The organism is Rhodococcus sp. 320_ES, assembly GCF_059691855.1.
Map to the genome: position 1 here is coordinate 651,150 of NZ_JCAWAG010000002.1, position 21,090 is coordinate 672,239.

Sequence of the window (21,090 nt, forward strand, 5' to 3'; positions counted from 1 at the left end):
GGGGAAGCGGTGCCGCGGACGATTTCGGGCACGACCAGTGGGGATCTCGTCGTCGCCGAAGTCGACGGGATGATTCACGCACGGGGTGTTCCCTACGCGACGGCAACACGATTTCGAAAGCCCGTACCGATGCACACGCCCGGGTCCACACGGGACGCCACCCGGCGCGGCGCCGCGTGCGTTCAGCTCCCCTCCCGCCTCGACAACGTCACCGGTCCTGTCGTCGACGGCTTGGAGCAGAGCGAGGATTGCCTGGTGCTGTCGGTGACCGCTCCGGTCGACGCGCAGGCCCTCCCCGTCATGGTGTGGCTGCACGGCGGCGGCTACGTCTCGGGCAGCGGTGAATCCCCGATGTACGACGCCGACCTCCTCTCCCGGGAAGGGGTGGTGGTGATTCGCATCAGCTTCCGCCTCGGTGGGTTCGGGTATCTGACCCCGGAAGGGCAGGGGGACAGCAACGTCGGCGTCCTCGATCAGATCGAGGCACTTCGGTGGGTGGCGGCGAACATCGCGCTTTTCGGCGGTGACCCGACCAACGTGACGCTCTTCGGCCAGTCCGCCGGGGGTGACGCCATCCTCGCGCTGCTGGCGTGTCCGAGCGCCGACGGCTTGTTCGGGCGGGCGATAGTGCAGAGTGCCCCACTGGGTTTGCGGTCGGGCCGAGCCGCGCTGACGGACACAGCGCAATCGGCGTTCTCCGCGCGTCTGCGCAGGGCCCCTGCTGCCGCACCGGCGTCGGATGTTCTCGATGCGGAATCTGCGGTGACCCGAGCGGTCCGACGGTTCGGACCGGCGGGTGGAATGCCGTTCGGACCGATCGACGGTCGCCCGCCCATCGCGTCCGACCCCGGTGCGGCGTTGCGAGCGAGAGCCGGCCACGTCGAACTTCTCATCGGTCATACCAAGAACGACGCCGCGCCGTTCGTGGACATCGTCCTCGACGTGTTGCGACTCAACCGAATTCCGGTCGTCGGCCGCCTGATCGGGGCGCCTGTCTCGGAGGTGGTCACCAAGCTCCTGTTCGGGGTGGACGACGTGGTGTCGTTGTGGCGTCGCGCGGGTGGCCGAGTCGCGACGTATCGCGTCGACTGGTCGCCGAAGGGTGGCCCATTGGGCGCCTGCCATTGCATCGAGCTGCCGATGCTGTTCGGCGAACAGTGGGCGGGCGCCCCGATGCTCGCGGGTCACATGCCGCCGGATGCCGTGGCCGCACGATTGCGCAGGACCTGGGCGGACTTCGCCTCCCGTGGGGTGGCCGCGCTGCCATCACGAACGGTCGTGTTCACCGGGGATGAATGATGTGCTCACGTGAGTTTCTTCTGCTCCACGACGTGCAACACGTCGGCGAGTGTTCCGGCGATCACGAAGCCGCCTGCAATCGCACACCCGGCGACCCTCGTTCGTCGCGGTAAGTGGGCCGTCAGCGCGAACGCGCCCGTGTCCCACACATCGACGGCGACGCCGGCGCGCAGAAGGGTGGGCACTGCCTTCGGAGCAACCCGTGTAGCCGCGTAGAGCCCACCGCCGATGTAAATTTCACGAATCCCGAAGGTGCGGGCGGCAGCTCGCGTGGTGGCCACGGCCGCACCGGGTCCGGCGAGCAGTTCGTTGGCGCGGGTGGGGGCGATCATGTGGGCGATTCCTATGCCTGCGCGGGCCAGGCCGACTGCCGCGGGAAGCAGCCGGGCCAGGGTGGATGTGGACGCGAATGTCATTGTTTCCCTCGACTAGTGGAGTCTGATATGTCGCGAGCGAGCCGTCGGAGCACCCCGACGGCCTTCTTCATGCCGTAGGCGACGACGGTGGTGCGGCCGTCCTCGTGACTCCACCTCAGCAACGCGGACCCGTCGTCGACCGATCCGTCGAGCACGGTGGGCTCACCGGAAAGGGGTAGCGGGCCGACGACTTTGATGGAAAGACCCAGTACTTCCGTCCAGAAGTAGTCGTCGGTGGGCTCGCACGTGGGATCGAGTTCGAGAGCGGACGCGGCAGCTACTCTCGCCTGGGCGACGGCGTTGGACCAGAACGGTGCGCGTCGCGCCGTGCTCCGAGAGTAGGTGCAATCGCCGGCGGCGACGACACCGGGTACCGCTGTGCGGCAACGCTCGTCGATTCCGACACCTCGGTCGTCCGCGACTCCGGCGCCGTCGAGCCAGTCGATGTCGGGTGTATCGCCGGCACAGGTGATCACGACGTCGGCACGAATGGTTCTGTCGTCGACGCGGACACCCGACACGGGGTCACCCACCAACGACACCGGGCTGTGGGCCTGGACGAACTCGACCGACGTGGCATGGGCCCGGCTGATTATCGCCGCGGACAGAAACGAACCCAGAAGGCGTTGCAACGGCGGGTCGATGTCGACGACGGTGACCGCGATGCCCCGCGCCGCGCACGCGCTCGCGACCTCCATACCGAGGAAACCGGCGCCGACCACGACAGCCGTTGTGCCTTTGTGGAGTTCGGGGCGCAGAGCGCGAACGTCGGCGAAGGTGCGGACCACCAACTCCCCCGACTGACCGGGACCGGCGAGGCGACGCGCTGCCGCACCGGTCGCCACGACCAACGCGTCGTACTCGATGGTCCTGCCGGTCGCGGTCGTGACGGTTCGACTCGAGGTGTCCGCCGACACCGCCCGATCGCACATCAGGGTGATATCGAGGTCCTCCAGGTTCCACGTCTCCGGCTGTGCTGCATCGCCTTTCAGGACATGCTTCGACAACGGCGGCCGGGCGTAGCAGCCGTCGGGGTCGGCACCGATCATCACCAAGGGTCCGTCGTGCCCACGGGCGCGGAGCTCGCGGGCCGCGGTGCACCCGGCGACGGAGTCACCGACGACGACGATCCGGCGACCGTCTCCGCTCACGCCTGTTCTCGGAGAGCCGCGACCGGGCATACACCGATGGCCGAGCGCGCGGACGGCTCGAGGTCGTCGGGGATGTCGGTGCCGTCGAAAGCGAGGTGCAGCTCGCCCTCGTCGTCGAGGCTGAACACCTTCGGTGCCTGCTCGGCGCACACTCCGTGACCCTCGCACCTGTCCCAGTCGACGTCGATCTTCATTGCGAATTCCTCTCTGCGGCCACCAGTTCCAGTGGCAGGTGATCGTATCGGTGAATGACGTTGTTGACGGCGCGCGTCGGCGGGCCGGCGGGTACGAATCGGTCGACTCGACGTGCCAGTACTCGGAGCATGGTCTGCGCCTCCAGTCGTGCGAGTCCTTGACCGGCGCACCCGTGGACGCCGGATCCGAAGCCGAGTTGGCGGGCGGCGTCGCGCGTGACGTCGAACTCGTCGGACCTGTCCCATTCGCGTTCGTCACGGTTGGCAGATGCGTACAACACCAGTACCCGTGAACCTTTCGGCACCATCGCCCCGGATACGTCGACATCCCTAATCGCAAGACGAGAGAAGCCTCTGATCGGCGATTCGTAGCGCACCACCTCGTTGACGGCGTTGGGGATCAGGTCGGGGTTCTGCCGCACCGCCTGCCACTGCTCGGGGTGGCGAGCGAAGAGGTCGAGCGCACCGGAGATGGCTCCGATGGTGGTGTCGAGCGAAGGTCCGAGATAGTCGATCATCAATGCGGGGCAGTCGGATCGGTCGATTCGGTTCTCGTCGGCGGCGATGAGAACGTCGTCCCCCATGCTGCCCGGGAGCACCGACCGCTCTCGCGCGACACGTTTGGCGAAGGCGAGCATTTCCGCAGTGGCCTTCACCGAGGTGATCGAGTGCTGGTTGACGGGGCCGAGGGAGTCGAATGTTGCTCCGGCCCAACGAAGAAGATCGTCGCGCCCGTCTTCCGGCCATCCCACGAGGTCGGGCACGATCGACATCGGCAGCGCCGTCGCCACGTCGTCGACCCCGTCGACGATGCGCTTCTTCAGCGCCGCGTCGACGATGTCCTCCGCTTTCTCCTCGACGGTTGCGGTCATCGTGCGCACGGCCTTGGGGGTGAGTCGGTGCGCGAGCACCGACCGCTTGGTCGCGTGCTCCTGACCGTCGCTGATCAGAGTGGTGCCGCGGCCGAGCCGATTGGCGACAGGATTGAGTGCGACGCCCTTGCCGGAGACGAACGTGTCGGGGTCCAGCAGTACCGACTTGCAGTCTGCATATCGGGACACAGCAAAGACCTGCTGCCGCGACAGCCACACGACAGGGCCGAGACGTCGCAGCCGGGTGTAGTGCGGGTACGGATCGAGAATGGCGCTCGTGGAATAGATGTCGGTGCGGTACTCGGGTATCGCGAAGTTCGGTGGGGTCGAGCAGTCGATTGTCATGGAGGGCCTCCAGCCAACTTTATTGACGATATCGTCACTCATGACTGATCAGTCAGTCAAGCGTTTTGACGAATTCGTCATAGACGGGGGAGAATCAGCAGGTCCTGCCGGTGTCCAACAGGAGCAGACCTTGACCGAAGCGAACCGCGTGGAGCGGCGCAAGGCACGCACCAAAGCAGCCTTGATCGACGCTGCCCAGGGCCTGCTCGCAGGGGGCAAGACCGGCGCGTCCGTCCTGGAAATCACGCAGGCCGCGGACGTCAGCAACGGGTCGTTCTACAACTACTTCGACAGCAAGGACGAGCTGTGGCAGGCCGCCATCGACGCCGCACTGCGGTCGGCCGGCGACTATCTGGATTCGCTCACCGTCGGACTCGACGACCCTGTCGAGAAGTTCACCCAGTCGTTTCGGTTGTCGGGGCGCCAGTTTCGCCTCGCGCCTCGACTGAGCCGTGTGCTGCTCAACTCCGAGGCCGCCGCGTTCGCCGCAGACGGAGGTCTGGCGCCCAGAGCGCGGCGTGACATCGAAGCAGCCGCCGCAATCGGGCGATTCGATGTCGACGACGTCGATGTGGCGCTGGCCGTGGTCGCGGGTTCGCTGATGACGATGGGCCGACTGCTGCTCTCCGATCCTGATCGCGACGAGGCGTCGACGGTGGACGGCACAACCGAGCGAGTGCTCAGAGCGCTCGGGATATCTGCGGACGAAGCACGATCGTTGTGCGGCCGAGTGTTGCCGGGTGCGTGAGGGCCTCTGGCCCCCGTGCGCGAATTCCGCCCCTATAGGGCACTAATTCGCGCACAGGTGCGAAGCGCCTTCGGTCGCCGGCCGTGTCCGTTCTTTTGTGCCGCGCCCCTGGATTCCGTATCCAATTGTGATGCAACGACTTTCGTTACTTACGCTTCAGCGGACCTACACCACTTGATCGACAGTCGGCTTCAGGTCGGGCGAGTTGTCGACGCGGTTCGGAGGCAGTGCTCGATGAGGATGTCGAGCTCGTACTCGATGTCCTGTAGTGGCTCGAGCGATTGCTGAGCAAGCGCCATCACAACCGCGCCCTCGACGGCGGCAACGATCGTGGTGGCCAACGACCGCGATCGCGATGCGGCGATCCCGTGTTCGGTCAGCGCGCCGGTGAGAATCTCGTGCCATCGCCCGAACGCCTCACCGGCGAGACTCGCCGCCTCGGGCGCCACCGATCGCGCGGTGGCCGCCGCGGCTACCGGGCATCCAGCCTCGAAATCGGTACTGCTCAGCATCGTCGTCCAGTGCTCGACGAACCGTGCCAAGGCTTCGCGAGGTGGCCGGCCCGCACACGCCTCCGAGATCTGGTCTGCGATCCACTGGCCGCTCCACCGCGTCGCCTCGGCCACGAGTTCAGACTTCCCGCCTGCGAAGTTGAGGTAGATCGACCGCCTCGAGATGCCGCTCCGCTCAAGGATGTCGGTCACGCCGGCCGCGGCCACGCCTCGTCGCTGCATCAAATCCACGGTGCTGAGGATCAGTTTGTCGCGCGCTGACACACCTGTTCCTTCCGTCGCTTGTCGAACCGATCGTTGCACTACACCAATCAGTCTAGTAACTTTCGACGCTATAACGATCGGTATAGATGGAGGGGCATACATGCCGGAAGTGGACAATCGTCAGCAGTGGGACGCGGTAGTGGTGGGGGCAGGACTGGGCGGACTGTCTGCGGCCGCCTATCTCGCCGCGACCGGGCATAAGGTGCTGCTGCTCGAGCGGTACACCGCGCTGGGTGGGTCGTCGCACGTGTTTCGGCGCCAGAACAAATGGGAGTTCGACTGCGGTGTGCACTACGTCGGCGAGTGTGGACCCGGTGGTGTCGTGTCGGACATCTTCGCCGGACTCGGACTCGACGAGCGGATCGAATGGCTGCCGATGGATCAAGGCGGCTTCGACCGGGTGATCGGACCCGAGTTCGAGCTCGCGACCCCGGTCGGGTGGGACAGGTACCGCGACAACCTCGTAGCCGCCTTCCCCGACGAGCGCAAGGCGGTACTCCGCTTTCACTCGATCATGCGCAAGATCGCCGAGTCGGGCGGTCGCAACGACCTCGCTTCCTTCGGTGGACTGACTCGGTGGACGACGCGCGCCGGCTGGGCGGCACCGTTCATGCTCTTGCCGCATGCCGTCACCCTCGCGACCTGTGGGTTGTCACCCCGGGCAGTGCTCGCGCTCTCGGTGCAGTGCGGCGCCCTGGCGAGCACACCGGACGTCCTCCCGACCGCCGCGATGGCGACTTTCCTCGGCGACTACGTCGGCACCGGGTCGTTCTACCCCAAAGGCGGCGGCCAGATGCTCGCCGCGGGATTCGCCGAGGTCGTCACCGCACACGGAGGGTCGATCCGCACCCACGCCGACGTCTCCAAGATTCTCGTCGAGGGAGGCAAGGTCGTCGGCTTACGGCTCGCCGACGGTGAGATCATCCGATCCTCGATCGTGGTGTCCGACGCCGACATCATCAAGACGTACACCGATCTCGTTGGACTGGAACACCTTCCGCGTGTCCTGCGCGCGCGCATTCGGCGATGGAAGATGTCCCAGCCCTTGATCAACGGTTTCATGGGAGTCGACCTCGACCTGTCGGACCGACCCAACAGCAACTACTTCGCCATCCCGTCCTGGGACGACGCGACATCGTTGCGCTCGCTGGCGTCGTTCGGTTCTCACATCGGCGGCGGCAAAGGATTCGACAGCGGCGCGGACTGGGCTCGCGCGATGGCGTCACGCCAACCGATGTTCGTACAGTCGTCGTCGCGACGCGACCCGTCGTATACGCGGGCGGCTCCCGAGGGTCACTCGACCATCGAGGTCCAGACCATCACCCCGAGTCACCCCGCCATGTGGGGATATTCGGGATACGACATCGAATCCGGTGAGTACCGCAAGAGCCCGCAGTACGCCGAGATCAAGAAGATCGTCCTCGACGGGATGTACGAACGGATGGAGCAGGCGTTTCCGGGATCGTCGTCGAAGGTCGTCCTGTCCGAGCTGGGCACGCCGGCCACACAGATCCGGTTCGTGAACAACACGCGCGGCGCGCCGTTCGGGCTCCAGACCCGCACAACACAACTCGGCCCGCTGCGCCCGACCAGCGAGACACCGGTTGCGGGTCTGTTCACCGTCGGGACGAGCACAGCGTGGGGTCCCGGAACCGTGGGCGCGATGTACTCCGGTGTGATGGCGGCCGGCGTGATCACCGGACGCGACCTCATGGCCGAAATCCGGTCCGGACGGGTTCTCGTCGACCCGACGATCCTCGGCTCGTGGGCCGACGATTTCGACGCGCTCGCGGCCACCCGCGGCCTGAAGAGCCAATCGTGACACCGAGTTTCGCAGCGACTCGCGCACCCGAACGGCCGGAAACGATCGCGCCAGGCTCAGCGCTGTACTCGATGCTCAGTGACGCGACGCTGATGTTCTATCCGCTGCCGGCGTTCCTGCTCCCGCTACTGCACCCCGCGACGTCGGACTCGACGGCTCGCTACGACTATGCCCTAGAGGAAGACGCGCACGTCGGGCATCTGCTCAAACGCGTGACCGACACCTTCGACATGGTCGGTGGGGTCGTCTACGGCGGCGGCGAGGCCGACGACGTCGCGCGATCCATCCGCGAACTGCATCGCGATCTCGGCGGCTCGATCGAGGGCACGACCTACCATCCGTGGTCGCGTGATCTGTGGACATGGAACTGGGCCGCCATCACGTCTGCGGTGATGGACGTCTACGGCGCCATTCGAGGATGGCCGTCCGAGCAGTTTCGCGCAGACTGCTACCTCGGCCTCGTCGAGGTCGGTCGGCGATTCGGCGTACTCGGGATGCCCGCCACCATCACCGATTTCGACCACATCTGGCCCGTGGAGCGCGACCTGATCGCCGATACCGACAGCTACGCGGTACGGCATGTCGCGTCGACCATCTGGGCCAGGAACATGGCTCCGCCTCCACGGCTCCGGTCGGTTCCATTTCTCGTCTGGGCGGTCCTGTCGGCGCCCTTGCGGCACATGTACCGGGTCTCCATCCGCGCCGCCGTCCCACGTCATCACCGATCGGCCTTGGGGATGCCCGTGGGGAGGAAGGACGACGTCTACCTTGCTCTCCACAGGGCATTCTGGCGAGCAGTCCCGCGGTCGTTCACGCACCGCCTCGGTGTGCGCTATTTCGACCGGCTGCTGAACCACGGAGAACCTGCGTGGCGGACGAAGTTCTCCGCGCGCGCACTGCAGAAGGCCCGTGACGCGGTGTCGACATGACGATCACGAAAAGCAGTGTCCTGCAACGGAGACCGCCACCCGGCCCGCGTGTGCGCGAGACACGGTACTGGCTGCAACGAATGCGGTCCGGGATACTCGTCGCGATGGACGAATTGGCCGAAGAATACGGAGACATCTGTCGTCTGCGGTTCGGGGTCGCCGATCTCGTATTCGTCCGTGGCGGTGAGGCTGTCAATCGGATCCTCGTGACCAATCAGAACAACTACGTCAAGTCCCGTCAGTTCGACCTGTTCCGGCCGATCCTCGGAGACGGGATGGTGACGAGCTCGGGCGCGACCTGGAAGCGGTCACGCCGGCTCGTCGGACCGCTTTTCGCAAAACGTCACCTCGGCGCCTACGCCGACCACATGTCCTCTGCCGCAACCGATGCCGTCGACCGTTGGGACGCCGCCGCAGTCGACGGGTCCGTTGTCGACCTCGACCGGGAGATGCTCCGCATCGGTCTCGACACGGTGTTCCGGGCACTGGTCAGCCACGATGTTGCAGACGTCTCCGACGACCTCGGATCAGCTTTCGGGGCAGCTCTGCACGAGATCGGCCGTATCAGCCGAAGTCCGGGACCGATGCTGCTGCAGGATGTCTCGGCGGTCGGCATCGTCCGCGCGGCCGTGCTGTTCACCCCGCGGAGGTGGCGGCGCTACACCGCTCTCGCGCACCGTGTCGACACTGTAATCGGGTCTCTCGTCGACGAACGGCTTCGTGCCGGTCATGCCGGTCGCGACGACCTGCTGACTCTGCTCGTCGACGGTGTCGACCCCGACACAGGTGAACGCCTGTCCCGACAGCAGATCGTGGACGAAGTGAAGACGCTCATCGCCGCGGGCCACGAGACCACCGCTCACGGACTGGCATGGATGTTCCGGCTCGTCGGGGAACAGCCAGCCGTCCGCGATCGACTCGAGGAGGAACTGAATCGGGTCCTTGCCGGGCGACGGCCGGGCATCAGCGACGTCGACGATCTGCGCTGGCTGACGGCGTGCTTCTGCGAGGCGATGAGGCTGTACCCGCCGGTCTGGCACATCCCTCGCGTCGCGATGGCCGACGATGTGATCGACGGGCGCCGCATCGCCGCCGGGTCGCGAGTCATGGTCAACGTCTGGAGCACTCACCGGGACGAGCGCATCTACCCGAACGCCACGGAATTCCGACCGCAACGTTGGCTCGACGACGGTGTGCCGCGTCATCCTCGAAACGGTTACCTGCCGTTCGGCGCGGGCCGTCGCGCGTGCGTCGGCCAGTCGTTCGCCATGGTGAATGCAGTCCTGCTCGGTGCCGTCGTGGCGCAGCGCTATCACTTCGAGGCCGTGCCCGGCAGTCGAATCTCCCTCGAACCCACCATCACACTCCGGCCCTACCCGGGCATTCCTGCCACGGCGCGCCGCCGAGTCAGCTGATCAGAAAGGACCCATCAGTGTCTTCCACCTCGTCGCGCGATCGCACCCTCGCAGCGCTGTTCGTCGCCGGATTCGTCGGCCAGAACGCGATTGCCATCCCCTACGTACGTTCCCGCGGGTGGCGCTCGGCCGCGGACTTCTTCGTCGGCGACATCATGAAGACGGTGCCGGGGCGGTTCGCCATGTTCGATCTGGCGCTCGTCGTCCTCTCCTTCCACGTGTGGGCGTTCACGGAAGCCAGACGGCTTCGCATGACCGGCCTGTGGGCGGTGTCGCTGGTGATGACCTTCAGCGTCGGGATCGCAACGGCAATTCCGTTCTTCCTCCTCGCTCGCGAGCGTCGGATTCGCCGCACGGAGGGCATGTCCGAGCAGCGAAGTGCACTAGTCCACTCCCGCAACACCAGTCATGTGCAGTGACGTGGATCCTCGAGGAGAATCGGTGGAAACCAGTTCGAACACCGGGCCAACCAGCCTGGCCACACCGCTACGACTTCCCAACGGACAGGTCCTTCCCAACCGCATCATGAAATCTGCTCTGTCGGAGGGCCTTGCCACGCCGGGACTCCTGCCCGGCGAACGCCTGACTCGTCTGTACGAGCAGTGGTCGGACGGTGGGTACGGCCTGATCGTGACCGGGAATGTCATGGTCGACAGACGCCATCTCGGTGAACCGGGAAACGTCGTGCTGGAGAACGGCACCGATCTGGAAGGCTTCCGGCGGTGGGCCAAGACCGGACAGGACGGCGGCTCGCCGGTCTGGGTGCAGCTCAATCACCCCGGGCGGCAGGCGAATCCGATGGCGTCGGCATCGCGGCCGGTCGCCCCGTCGGCGAAGGGCCTCGCCATCGCCGGCCTTCCTGCTCCGAGAGCACTCTCCGACAAGGAGATTCACGAGATCGTGGACCGGTTCGCAGCCGCAGCGGCTCGGGCCGACGAAGCCGGCTTCGACGGCGTGCAGTTGCACGCCGCTCACGGCTACCTCATCTCGCAGTTCCTCTCCCCCATCAGCAACGAACGCACGGACCGGTGGGGTGGCAGCATCGACGGGCGGATGCGATTCTTGCGCGAGGTGCTGCAGGCCGTGCGCAACGCCGTTCGCCCGGGGTTCGCCGTGGGAATCAAACTGAACTCCGCGGACTTCCAGCGTGGCGGATTCACCGAGGGTGAATCGCAGATCGTCGTCGGTGCGGTGGTCGAGCACAACGTCGACCTCATCGAGATCAGCGGTGGCACCTATGAATCGCCCGCCATGATGGGACGACCGCAGGCCGAGAGCACACGGCGCCGAGAGGCGTACTTCCTGGATTACGCCGAGACGGTTCGTGAGACTGCGCGGGCAGTGCCCCTCGCCGTCACCGGGGGCTTCCGTACGAGGACGGCAATGCTCGATGCTGTGGAACAGGGAATCTGCGACGTCGTGGGAATCGGACGCCCTGCGACGATCGCGCCCTCCGCGGCCGGGTCGGTCCTCGACGGCACCACGGAGACTCTTCCGACGCGCGAGTTGAAACTCCCTCTTCCCCGGCGTCTCGCGATGTCACCGGTCGCGCGATCGCTCGAGGGCGCGCTCGACCTGCAGTGGCACACGGATCAGTTGCACCGAATGGGCGACGGTCGCGCGCCCGACCCCGGGCGGTCGGTGGCGCGCACGTTATTCGTGGCCGTACGTCGAAACGGTATCGATGCCATCAGGGGACGCCGACGCGGCTGACCCGCCTCATCGCTGCAGATCAACGAGCAGCACAACATCATCAAGCAACCACACAGCGTTCGACGAGGAGCAGACCACCATGCCCACATTCCAAGCCCACCATCCGGCCGATCCACTCGGCAGCGGGCAGTCGGACCCGAAAGCGCGACGCTGGGAGGCACGGCAATTCAGGGTCATCAGAGCGTTCGGACGGTATCTACTGAATCCCTTCATGCGTCGACTGGTCAAGCTGGGCGTTGTGGGAGACAACCTGGTGTGCGAACTCGAAACCACCGGAAGGCAGACAGGCCAGCTTCGACGAGTTCCGGTGTCCCCCATGTTCGACGAGAAGGGCGCCTGGGTCGTATGCGGCCACGGGACTCGTTCCGGATGGGGGGCCAACATCACGGCAAATCCGCGTGTGCGGCTAAAACGTGGCCACGTATGGTTCTCGGGCACAGCGCGATTCGTACCCGACGACGATTTGGCGAAGCGGCTGGCGGCCTACGAGGGCATCGGGCCGAAGGTCGCAGCCAAGGGGACGCGGCCGGTCTCGGTCCGCATCGATTTCGACGGTCGTTGATTCGGCGGGCGCGCGGGCGATGACTTTCGATCGACCGTGAGTCCGATCGGAGGACCATCGACACTTCATCGCTAGGAGGCGACCGAGATGACCGCCAAGGCCGACGACACCTACGTAGAGATCATGACGCGCGAACAGCGAAGTGCGACAGTCGATCTACTGACGGATCTGACGGACAAGGAGTGGAGCGGGCCTACGATGTGCAGCGGGTGGACCGTTGCACACCTGGCTGCGCACCTGTCGATGCCGTTCCGGACATCCCTGCCGAGAATGTTGATCTCGGTCGTTGCCGCACGTGGGGACTTCGATCGAGTCGCCAACCGAATGGCCACACGCGACATCGAACGAATGGGCCGATCGGAGCTGCTGGATGCCCTTCGGGGCAACGTCACGACCCGTTGGAAAGTGCCGGGCGGCGATCTCACCGATTCGCTCTGCCACGATGTCATCCACGGACTGGATCTGACCGTGGGCCTTGGCCGACCGTCCACAGCGACACCGCAGCAGCTCCTGACCGTCCTCGAAACCATCGAAGCCAAAGGACGCGCACGCCACTTCGGCGTCGACATCGGCGACAGAACCCTGTCCGCCGACGACGTGGACTTCGCCACGGGCGACGGACCGACGACGACAATGCCGGCAGCGACACTGATCATGACTCTCACCGGTCGAATCGCAGTGCCGGAGTAGGTCTCTGTGAACGGCGGCGAACCTGGGGGCGTCCAGCAGGTGCTGCGAAGGTGCCGGAAGCGTCTCCGCGACAACCGGGATCACGAACTGCTGTCAGCGCTCTACCCGGCGCAATGTGTGTCCGACCAGGGTCCGGTTCGAAGCCTTGCCCGCCACGTCCGTTCTTAATTGCACCCAAGTCGCGTTAATGCGCGGGATCCCGCGAGTTCTGCCGAGTTGGGTGCAGAAATGCTCGGCGAGAGCCCCACTGGAGCCTCCTTTCGGGATTGAACCGAAGACCGCTCGCTTACAAGGCTATGCAGACCAGTACAAGTGCGTTCACCTGAACCCACCATGAGGCGCCTGAGCAGGCGTTTTCGTCCGTGGACGTCCGTTCCGATTCACCCCCGTTCGTACCGACTTGTGACACTCTCGTGACACCGAGCCTCGGCTGTGATGCTTCCAGTGTGCTTGTATCTGATTGTGGTGCAGCATCTCTCGCATCTTAACCCCCGTTCGGACCGGGCGTGCAGTTCTGCAGTCACTCGCGACTGGACAATGTTGTTCGATCCAGCCGGGGGCGTGTATGCACGCCAACCTCGGGCAGGGCCACCGGCCAACCCGGCCATCGGCGTGAGAATGTAGGGTATCCGATCAGATACCTACGGTCGAGAACGGAGCGCTCTTCATGGACGGACCCAACCTCCTCGAACGCGCCTGACGCGACGCCGGACTCAGCCAAGACGAACTCGCCCGCCGCGCCCACACCTCGAGGCCCACACTCTCCGCCTACGAGAACGGCCGCAAATCACCCTCGCTCGCCACAGCCCAACGACTGCTCACCGAAGCTGGATTCGACCTCGATGCCACCCCGCGCATCACCTTCTGCTCCGTCCCTAGCTCGGGCGGGCGGGATCATCTCGTCCCGAACGTCCTACCCCGACTCCCACTTCACCGAGCCGTCGCCACCGTCGAACTTCCACTGACCCTCAACTGGTCCAATCCCGGCCGCACCTACCGACTCGCGGACCGACCCGACCGCGCCCTGCTCTACGAGATCGTGCTCCGCGAAGGCACACCCACCGACGTCCTCACCTACATCGACGGAGCACTCCTGCTCGACCTCTGGACCGACCTCGTCCTTCCCCTCAGCCTCCGAATTGCGTGGGCGCCGGTCATGCAGCAGTATTTTTCGGCTGAACGCAGCGTCTGATCAAAGAGGCTGCAGCGCACGATGGACCGTACGTTCGAAATGATGGTGGAGGGTATCGAATTTCGACAGTAGATGCGGTTGGGCAAGCATTTGTCGGATCTCTCCCGGATTCTGAATTCGCGCAGTCGGTCGAGTCAATCTTCTGCCCTGATCGGCATGTCGGAATGTCTTCATCTCACTGCAGGTCCGCGGCGCCGTGGCGGCCGACGGAGTCACCGTCACCCGGGCACCTGTCGACGGAACCTTCACCCCGCGTTCACCGTCGCCGATCCCGACGGCCATGCCATCACTCTGCACGACAAGGCTTGATCCATGACTCGACTCGAGAGCGTTCACGAGATCGTCGAACCCTGGTCGCTCGCCACCAGCAAGCAATTCTGGGAAGGTTTCACCCCCGGCAGACTCGCATCCCTGACGCAGGCTGCGGGCATCCACACCGCCTTCCTCTGCGATACCGACTGGCAGCGAGTCGATGCCGTCATCACCCAGGACGGTCCCACCGACGCTGCGAGTCGTCGACCGTGACCTGCCAGATGGGATCGTCACCGCGCGGCTCCAGACGCACCCGTACCCGAACACCATCCGGCTCGTCCGCAAGGAGTTCATACAATCGCGGTGCCCCGGTCAGGACGTACCCGACCACCGGTGGGTCGATCTCACCGTCACCGATGACCGACGCGGATACATGCACCACCATTGTTCGACGTCGGGTCATCTGCCGGACCCGGCGCCGCTCCGCGTCCCGACACCACGCTCGGCGTGACCGATCAACCGGGGGACTATCAGAGAAGGTACAAATCGGGAATCAAAGGATGGGGTTTCTCGGTAGTCCCTCGACCAGTTCGAAACGCTTGTCTGCGTGACCACTGACTGCTGCAGATTTTTCTCCGGCAAAAACCATGGTCTCGCGAGTTTGCTGGACCCACCGGGGCCACTCGAGGGTGTTGGTCGACGGGTTGCCTGTTCGCGCGAACGCAGCCCACGCTGCCATCATCTCTCGAGAGAGCCGCGCTTGATTGTTCTCCGGATCGGCCGCTGCACGCGCGGCGTCGCTGTCGAGACCATCCCACGCGGACTCATACGACAAGATTCCGAAAACCAACGGGATCTCACCGGCATGCACCGCCCACTGTCCGCCGAAACACGGGGTTTCCCAAGTGAACTCGTACAGGAACACATCCCCCGCGTTCTGGGCGGCTTTGAAATCTGCTTGCTGCCGCGCGTCCCGGAAGAACGCTGGATCCGATGTCATGGCGGCCAACAGCTGGTGTCGGTCGGCCGTCGGCTGTAGCGCCCGGTGCCCTTCCAAGAACCCGCGGTACTGCTCCGGGGTGAGTACGGGCAGAAGGCTCACCGCCCGAAATCGCTGCTCCAACTGTGCGTCGTCCGCAATCGGGTCGGCGAAATCGGGCTGGAAAAGCACAATCTCGTGTGTGTTGTTGCCGATCATCATCGCGACTCCGGCGCTCTCCTGGGGCGCACTACCGTCCCACGTCTGGTGCGGCATGAAGTCACCGTCGAGTACAGGTCCGTACGGGGCCCCGAGGTCAGCCGATGCCGCCTTCAGCTCTGCGGCCCCGATCTGCTGCAATCTATTCACATCGAAGGTCCCGTCACCCAGCTTCGCCAGCGTGGCACGCGCCGCTTCCGTCGCTTGCTCCCTGGTCTGAACAGCGAGAGCGGAACCGGATTGCACGATCGCCCGATGGAACAATCCGCGCGCGGACGGCGTAGCGAGCAGAGAGCTGACCTTGCCGCCGCCACCCGATTCACCGAACACCGTCACGTTCGACGGGTCACCCCCGAACGCCGCAACATTGTCGCGGACCCAGCCCAGCGCAGCGACCAAGTCGCGCTGCCCGAGGTTGCCGTCGCCGGCCAGTTCCGGGATCAGATCGCCGAGCCACATGTAGCCGAACGCGTTGAGTCGGTGGTTGACCCCGACCACCACGACATCCTCCGCACGCGCCAGGTTGGCGCCGTCGTACAGAGGAGCGCCGGCGGAACCGACCTGATATCCGCCACCGTGTATCCAGAACATGACGGGCTTGCCCGCGCTGCCCGACGCAGGTGCCCAGACATTGAGAACCAAGCAGTCCTCGGACTCTGGTTGCGGATCCAGCCAGGGCGGAAGGTCGGCGTTGGTCTGCACAGCCGGGTGACCCAAGGTACGGGCATCTCGCTCGCCCGCCCAAGGAACCACCGCGCGAGGTGCCTTGAAACGTAGACCGCCCACCGGCGGTGCTGCATACGGAACGCCCTTGAACACGCTCAAGCCGTCGGAGGTAGCGCCGCGCAGAGCGCCCGCGGCAACCGTAACGAGTGGCCCTTCATCGGTAGTCGCGGACTGCTCGACCGTGCTGACCGAGGCATTGTGCTCGAGCCCCCTCGAACAACCGGATGCGACCAACACACTAGCCGCCGCAATCTTGAAAAAGTCTCTACGAGAACCTCTAAGATCGTCGCTCATACTTCGCCTTTGTGATTGATGTTCCCAACACGGACAAGAACAGCTCATGGAGCGGACGTGCAGTTGTGCTGACGTTGTGCACCGACCCTGCGAGAATGCTGACCTGCATGCCATCGAACGCGTACGCACTGCGTCCTCCGACTGCAACGGCTTCCATGAAGCGACCCAGGTCGGCATAGCGGTGTCTGCGTCCGACTACAAGGACCAGAGCAACTACAGTCCGGCTGGACTGCAGGCGTAACTGCAAGTGAAAACCTCTACGCCCACACGGACGTTACGAGCACCGCACGCTGGCTACCATTGGCAGTAGGCCAAACCGCACGGCCGCGATTGGTATTCCGACCGAGCCACAGACCGCGAGTCAGAGCATCGAAGTCTCGAGCAACAACGCGGTAGGAGCCAGATGCACAGCGCCGGGTCGAACTCCATTGGGAACCACGGATCCGACACGACAGTCCTGGCCATGCCAGGGGATATGCCCGAGATGCTGCACCTTCCGGCATAGACCCATCCCCGCCGGTGACAACGATCCGCACCGCCGCCCAGGATGACATCCGGAATTCCCCGGCGGCTGTGCACGATGTCCGATCGCGTTCCGACACAACACTGATATCGAGATTTTTCAGCTCGAGCGAGGCCACGAACGCCCGATCAAGACGAAAGTACCGCGGACCCTGAGAGGCGAAGCAGAACGGCACGATATGTCCTGGGCACTTCGAGATCCGCAAGCTGAATCCTCGCCCGGTTCCCAAGCCCTGCCTGACCGCGACCGCACAGCCGAGCGCCTGATCGATCAAGCTCCCGGTGGAGGGGTGTGCCAGGCGCGGGTCGAGCTCCCCGGAATGTCCGTCTCGCAGTCAGTTCGGCGTTCCCGCATCCTGCTCGTCGCGTCCGATGCGCGCATACACCGTGGGATTATTTTTGCGATACACGACCGCCGTGATCATGCCCAACGCCACGACCCCGTAGATGATCACCAGCATGGCAACCGTTGCCGCCCCGGTGGTTCCGGTCAACAGCGTGAAATTCATGGTTGCGAGGTAGAGGACCACGGCCACGGCGACAGCCGAGATGGCAGTCAGGACCGGTGGGACCAGACTCTCGCCGGGTGCGCGGTTCTTGATCAGGTAATTGACGATGGCCAGCGCGACCATCAGCAGCAGGATCAGGAACGTGTAGGAGTAGAGGCCGGCAAGGCGCCCGTACATCAGTCCCTCGTCCAGTTTGAGAACCACGATCACGAGCAGTCCCACCAGCGAGGCCACCGTCATCGCGACGGACGCCCGGTGCGGTGAAAAGTGCGTTCCGTGGACGCGACTGAGCGACCGATGCAGGATGCCGTCGGCGCTGAGGTTGAACAGGTACCGAGTGGTGATGTTGTGCGATGCCAGCATCAACGCGAAGGCGCTGGTGAGCAGCAGCAGTGCAGCGATGTCGTATCCGACGGTTCCGATGTACTCCTTGACACTGGCGGTGGCCGCGCTCGCAGGATCCTCGGTCACGGCGGTCAGGACCGCCTGTGGACCGTACGAATTGACGAACATCCAGGCTGTGGCCCCGTAGAGAAGGGCGAGGAGACCCACCACCCCGTACGTGGCGCGGGGGATCGTCTTGCTCGGATCGCGCACCTCGTCACGGAAGATGACGGTGGCCTCGAACCCACCGTAGAGGCCGAGCGCGAACATGAAACCGATGCCGATGGAGCCCGAGAAGATTGCCTCGCCACCGAATGACTCGACCCCGATTCCCTCCGCTCCGCCCCGTCCGAGCACCGCCACGTCGTAGACCACCAGGAACAGCAACTCGAGGGTGAGGAAGAGCGTGAGCACCTTCGCTGAGAGGTCGACTCGGAAGTACCCGAGAACGGAGACGACTGCGGAGAGCACGAGCGACCATACCCACCATGGCAGGTCGGGACCGTGAACGACGTCCGACATGAGGGCGCGGGCGGCGGTGCCGCCCAACGCATAAACGCTGAGACACGCGACGTAGTAACACATCATCGCCGTGAATCCGGCGGACAGGCCGACCACCTTCCCGAGCCCGGCACTGATGTAGGCGTAGAAGCCACCCGCAATGGGGAGTTTACGTGCAATTGCAATCAGCCCGGTGGCCAGGAAAGCGATGAACATTCCGGCCACCAGAATGGACACCGGGACTCCGATTCCATTGCCCAGCAGAACGGCGACTGGAATGAATCCTATGAAGACCACTACCGGGCCGTTGTAGGCCAACACGGTGCAGACGAGCTCGAAGGCTCCCATATTTCCGCCGAGTTTCGGTGCAGTCGCACCAGGTTCTCCGGTTACCGGTCGTCCGACCGATCCAGTTGACTCCATACCGATTTCTCCGATCATCTCTCGTACGTGACAGCGATCACGCCTCGGTTCGAAGTATGTAGCTCGGACAGATGACGGACTATCGGTGAACTCACGAATCCGGCAGCATGGCTTTGGTATTCGACCCGTCGCCAGACAGCATGTGTTACTTCGCGGTCAATTCGTTGGCAACGATCATGCGCAGCATCTCGTTGGCACCTTCACCGATCGGCATGAGGGCAGCGTCGCGCAAATAACGCTCCAGCGGGAACTCCTTGATGTACCCGTATCCGCCGTGAAGCCGAATGGCGTCGTAGGTGACTTCCATCGCCGCCTCGGTCGCAAATATCTTCGCCATTCCGGACTCTGCGCTCGCACGGCCTTCGGCATCGGTCTTGAGAGCGGCGTTGAGGTACAGCAGCCGCGACGCCTCCACTTTCGTCGCCATGTCCGCGAGCCTCATCTGGACGGCCTGATGCTCGGACAACTTCTTGCCGAACGTCTCTCTCTGCTTGACGTACTCGACGGAATGCTCGAGCGCCGCTCGCGACATGCCCGTCGATGCCGCCGCCATGTAGATACGGCCGCGATCGAGAGCCGCCATCATCTGGTAGAAGCCCTTGCCTTCCTCGCCGCCGAGGAGATTGGCCGCGGGCACGACGGCATTGTCGAAGTTGACCTCGCACAACTCCAGTCCGCGGTGACCGAGCTTTTTGTAATCGCTGCCGTAGCTCAGCCCCGGGGTGTCCTGCTCCACGAGCAGTTGGCTGATGCCACCGCGGTGCGCAGGTTCGATCGTGGGATCGGTCTTCACCAAGGTGACCAATGGATTCGCGTGACGGGCATGGGTGATGAAGATCTTGCTTCCGTTGACGATGTAGTTGTCACCGTCGCGTCGGGCGGACAGCGTGATCTTCTTCAGGTCGCTACCGGTGGAAGGCTCGGTGAGCGCGATCCCGCTCATTCGCCGTCCCGCCGCCATATCGGGGAGGAACCGGTTCTTCTGGTCCTCGGTTCCGAACTCACTGATCAGGTACCCACCCGAGCTGGTGGTGTAGACCAGACTTGCGAGCGCCATCCAGCCGCGCGCCAACTCCTCGAAGATCAGCCCGTAGCTGACGTAATCGAGGTCGGATCCGCCGTACTGCTCGGAGACGGTGATACCGAACAGACCGAGATCTGCGAGTTCGGGAATCAGGTCGTCCGGGTATTCGTCCTTGGCCTCGCGCTCCGAGGCAGTGGGTATCACGCGGGCATTCACGTAGTCGCGGACAAGCTTACGTAGTTGAACGTGATCGTCTGTGAGGCCGGCGGGCACGAAAGCGGATGACATGGTGTTTCTTCCTTGGGTTGGGGAATCGGGACGAAATCGGATCAGGCAGGCGAGTCGCTCCACGCGTCAGCGGCTTCGGAGATGGTGGGAAACCAGACCCCGTCGTGACCGACCACATGGTGCAGGAACCGTTCGAGCATGAGCAGGTTGAATCCGCGACCTATGGTCTGCGGGTGCAGCGTCCACGTCATCATTCCGCCAGGACATCTTTCGTAGGCGAAGTCGAACGCGTCCTTCCACCGTTGGAGCACAGTCTCGTTGGATTGCTGTGTAGCACTGCCTTTGAGCAGCTCGAGCTCGGGAAAGTCGTCCAGTCCCCACGACACCGGAAACTCCAGAAGCGGCGACGGCTCCCCGAAACTGTTTGCTTTCTCGAGATCGATCGTGGTCACCATTCGGGGGTGATAGGGGGTGAAGTCTCGGCCCATCAGCGATGAGTCCCAGTCGAATCCGAACTCCTCGAGTACCGCCAAAGTGTTGTCCGTGACGTCGAGCGCCGGTGACCGATACCCTCGCGGACGACGCCCGATGAGCTCCTCGTGCAGATGCACTTGCAGCTCCATGAGCCGCCGTTCCTCGTCGAGCTCGAGTTTGGGAACGAATTCGTGGTACACACCATGCGCCGCAATTTCGTGTCCTCGGTCCACGACGGCGGCGACTGCGTGCGGAAACGTCTGCATGGTGTGCGTGGGTATACACCAGGTGGTCGTGATTCCGAAGCGCTCGAACGTGTCCAGCAAGCGTGGAGCGCCCACTTCCGCACCGAATTCTCCTCGCGAGAGGTTCGATTGGGAGGTCGACCTGAATGTTCCGATCCACACGCTCTGTGCATCAAAGTCCGGGCT

At 64.4% G+C, this 21,090-nt stretch carries 20 protein-coding genes and 1 pseudogene; 12 read left to right on the plus strand and 9 right to left on the minus strand.

Translation table 11 applies throughout. From position 1 onward, the window contains the following. The first annotated feature begins 9 nt into the window (after positions 1 to 9). On the plus strand, positions 10 to 1,299 hold the full coding sequence (locus tag AC59JP_RS09790) for a carboxylesterase family protein (RefSeq protein ID WP_497325562.1): 1,290 nt from the start codon (positions 10 to 12) through the stop codon (positions 1,297 to 1,299). A 5-nt stretch (positions 1,300 to 1,304) separates the two neighbouring features. Here the strand turns inward: AC59JP_RS09790 and AC59JP_RS09795 are convergent, their stop codons facing one another. Genes AC59JP_RS09795 through AC59JP_RS09810 form a run of 4 tightly spaced genes read right to left on the minus strand, consistent with a single transcriptional unit; the run spans position 1,305 to position 4,277 of the window. Continuing rightward, positions 1,305 to 1,715 carry a hypothetical protein gene (locus tag AC59JP_RS09795; protein ID WP_497325563.1) on the minus strand — a complete coding sequence of 137 codons (411 nt, stop codon included), beginning with the start codon at positions 1,713 to 1,715 and terminating at the stop codon, positions 1,305 to 1,307. Then, entirely contained in the window at positions 1,712 to 2,866 is a 1,155-nt protein-coding gene (locus tag AC59JP_RS09800) for an NAD(P)/FAD-dependent oxidoreductase (RefSeq protein WP_497325564.1), read from the minus strand. Before AC59JP_RS09800 ends, AC59JP_RS09795 begins: the two co-directional genes overlap by 4 nt. Continuing rightward, positions 2,863 to 3,060 carry a ferredoxin gene (locus AC59JP_RS09805; RefSeq protein ID WP_497325565.1) on the minus strand — a complete coding sequence of 66 codons (198 nt, stop codon included), beginning with the start codon at positions 3,058 to 3,060 and terminating at the stop codon, positions 2,863 to 2,865. The genes AC59JP_RS09800 and AC59JP_RS09805 overlap by 4 nt, the downstream gene beginning before the upstream one ends. Continuing rightward, positions 3,057 to 4,277, minus strand: coding sequence for a cytochrome P450 (locus tag AC59JP_RS09810; RefSeq protein WP_497325566.1), 1,221 nt, complete (start codon positions 4,275 to 4,277; stop codon positions 3,057 to 3,059). Before AC59JP_RS09810 ends, AC59JP_RS09805 begins: the two co-directional genes overlap by 4 nt. A 130-nt stretch (positions 4,278 to 4,407) precedes the next feature. On the opposite strand from AC59JP_RS09810, the gene AC59JP_RS09815 reads away from it, so the two are divergent. Next, entirely contained in the window at positions 4,408 to 5,025 is a 618-nt protein-coding gene (locus tag AC59JP_RS09815; protein WP_497325567.1) for a TetR/AcrR family transcriptional regulator, read from the plus strand. A 191-nt stretch (positions 5,026 to 5,216) separates the two neighbouring features. Here the strand turns inward: AC59JP_RS09815 and AC59JP_RS09820 are convergent, their stop codons facing one another. After that, entirely contained in the window at positions 5,217 to 5,801 is a 585-nt protein-coding gene (locus tag AC59JP_RS09820) for a TetR/AcrR family transcriptional regulator (RefSeq protein ID WP_497325568.1), read from the minus strand. Between the two features lie 100 nt (positions 5,802 to 5,901). On the opposite strand from AC59JP_RS09820, the gene AC59JP_RS09825 reads away from it, so the two are divergent. The 10 genes and pseudogenes from AC59JP_RS09825 to AC59JP_RS09870 all read left to right on the plus strand — a co-directional run bounded on the left by AC59JP_RS09825 (position 5,902) and on the right by AC59JP_RS09870 (position 14,649). Then, the gene (locus AC59JP_RS09825) at positions 5,902 to 7,623 is read left to right on the plus strand and encodes a phytoene desaturase family protein (RefSeq protein WP_497325569.1); all 1,722 of its coding nucleotides are present in this window, start codon (positions 5,902 to 5,904) and stop codon (positions 7,621 to 7,623) included. After that, the gene (locus tag AC59JP_RS09830) at positions 7,620 to 8,552 is read left to right on the plus strand and encodes an oxygenase MpaB family protein (protein ID WP_497325570.1); all 933 of its coding nucleotides are present in this window, start codon (positions 7,620 to 7,622) and stop codon (positions 8,550 to 8,552) included. Before AC59JP_RS09825 ends, AC59JP_RS09830 begins: the two co-directional genes overlap by 4 nt. Further along, a complete protein-coding gene (locus AC59JP_RS09835; protein WP_497325571.1) occupies positions 8,549 to 9,967 on the plus strand; it encodes a cytochrome P450 in 1,419 nt (472 codons plus the stop codon). Before AC59JP_RS09830 ends, AC59JP_RS09835 begins: the two co-directional genes overlap by 4 nt. A 17-nt stretch (positions 9,968 to 9,984) precedes the next feature. Then, positions 9,985 to 10,386, plus strand: a complete 402-nt coding sequence (locus AC59JP_RS09840; RefSeq protein WP_497325572.1) for a DUF2834 domain-containing protein — start codon at positions 9,985 to 9,987, stop codon at positions 10,384 to 10,386. A 22-nt stretch (positions 10,387 to 10,408) separates the two neighbouring features. After that, positions 10,409 to 11,680 carry an NADH:flavin oxidoreductase/NADH oxidase family protein gene (locus tag AC59JP_RS09845; protein ID WP_497325573.1) on the plus strand — a complete coding sequence of 424 codons (1,272 nt, stop codon included), beginning with the start codon at positions 10,409 to 10,411 and terminating at the stop codon, positions 11,678 to 11,680. 211 nt (positions 11,681 to 11,891) lie between these two features. Next, positions 11,892 to 12,242 (plus strand): nitroreductase family deazaflavin-dependent oxidoreductase, encoded by a 351-nt coding sequence (locus tag AC59JP_RS09850; protein ID WP_497325747.1) that lies wholly within the window; start codon positions 11,892 to 11,894, stop codon positions 12,240 to 12,242. Between the two features lie 87 nt (positions 12,243 to 12,329). After that, a complete protein-coding gene (locus tag AC59JP_RS09855; protein ID WP_497325574.1) occupies positions 12,330 to 12,932 on the plus strand; it encodes a maleylpyruvate isomerase family mycothiol-dependent enzyme in 603 nt (200 codons plus the stop codon). A 715-nt stretch (positions 12,933 to 13,647) separates the two neighbouring features. Beyond that, positions 13,648 to 13,767, plus strand: a pseudogene (locus AC59JP_RS09860) (helix-turn-helix transcriptional regulator); the annotation flags it as partial. Positions 13,768 to 13,971: 204 nt separating this feature from the next. Continuing rightward, positions 13,972 to 14,124 (plus strand): hypothetical protein, encoded by a 153-nt coding sequence (locus tag AC59JP_RS09865; RefSeq protein ID WP_497325575.1) that lies wholly within the window; start codon positions 13,972 to 13,974, stop codon positions 14,122 to 14,124. Positions 14,125 to 14,436: 312 nt separating this feature from the next. Then, positions 14,437 to 14,649 (plus strand): hypothetical protein, encoded by a 213-nt coding sequence (locus AC59JP_RS09870; RefSeq protein ID WP_497325576.1) that lies wholly within the window; start codon positions 14,437 to 14,439, stop codon positions 14,647 to 14,649. A gap of 280 nt (positions 14,650 to 14,929) precedes the next feature. Here AC59JP_RS09870 and AC59JP_RS09875 read toward each other — a convergent pair whose 3' ends face one another. The 4 genes from AC59JP_RS09875 to AC59JP_RS09890 form a co-directional block, all read right to left on the minus strand. Then, the gene (locus tag AC59JP_RS09875) at positions 14,930 to 16,771 is read right to left on the minus strand and encodes a carboxylesterase/lipase family protein (protein ID WP_497325577.1); all 1,842 of its coding nucleotides are present in this window, start codon (positions 16,769 to 16,771) and stop codon (positions 14,930 to 14,932) included. Between the two features lie 680 nt (positions 16,772 to 17,451). Continuing rightward, the gene (locus AC59JP_RS09880) at positions 17,452 to 18,858 is read right to left on the minus strand and encodes an APC family permease (protein ID WP_497325578.1); all 1,407 of its coding nucleotides are present in this window, start codon (positions 18,856 to 18,858) and stop codon (positions 17,452 to 17,454) included. 220 nt (positions 18,859 to 19,078) lie between these two features. Continuing rightward, positions 19,079 to 20,245, minus strand: a complete 1,167-nt coding sequence (locus AC59JP_RS09885; protein WP_497325579.1) for an acyl-CoA dehydrogenase family protein — start codon at positions 20,243 to 20,245, stop codon at positions 19,079 to 19,081. Positions 20,246 to 20,286: 41 nt separating this feature from the next. After that, complete coding sequence (locus AC59JP_RS09890) at positions 20,287 to 21,000, minus strand: polysaccharide deacetylase family protein (RefSeq protein WP_497325580.1); 714 nt, start codon at positions 20,998 to 21,000, stop codon at positions 20,287 to 20,289. Between the last annotated feature and the right edge of the window lie 90 nt (positions 21,001 to 21,090).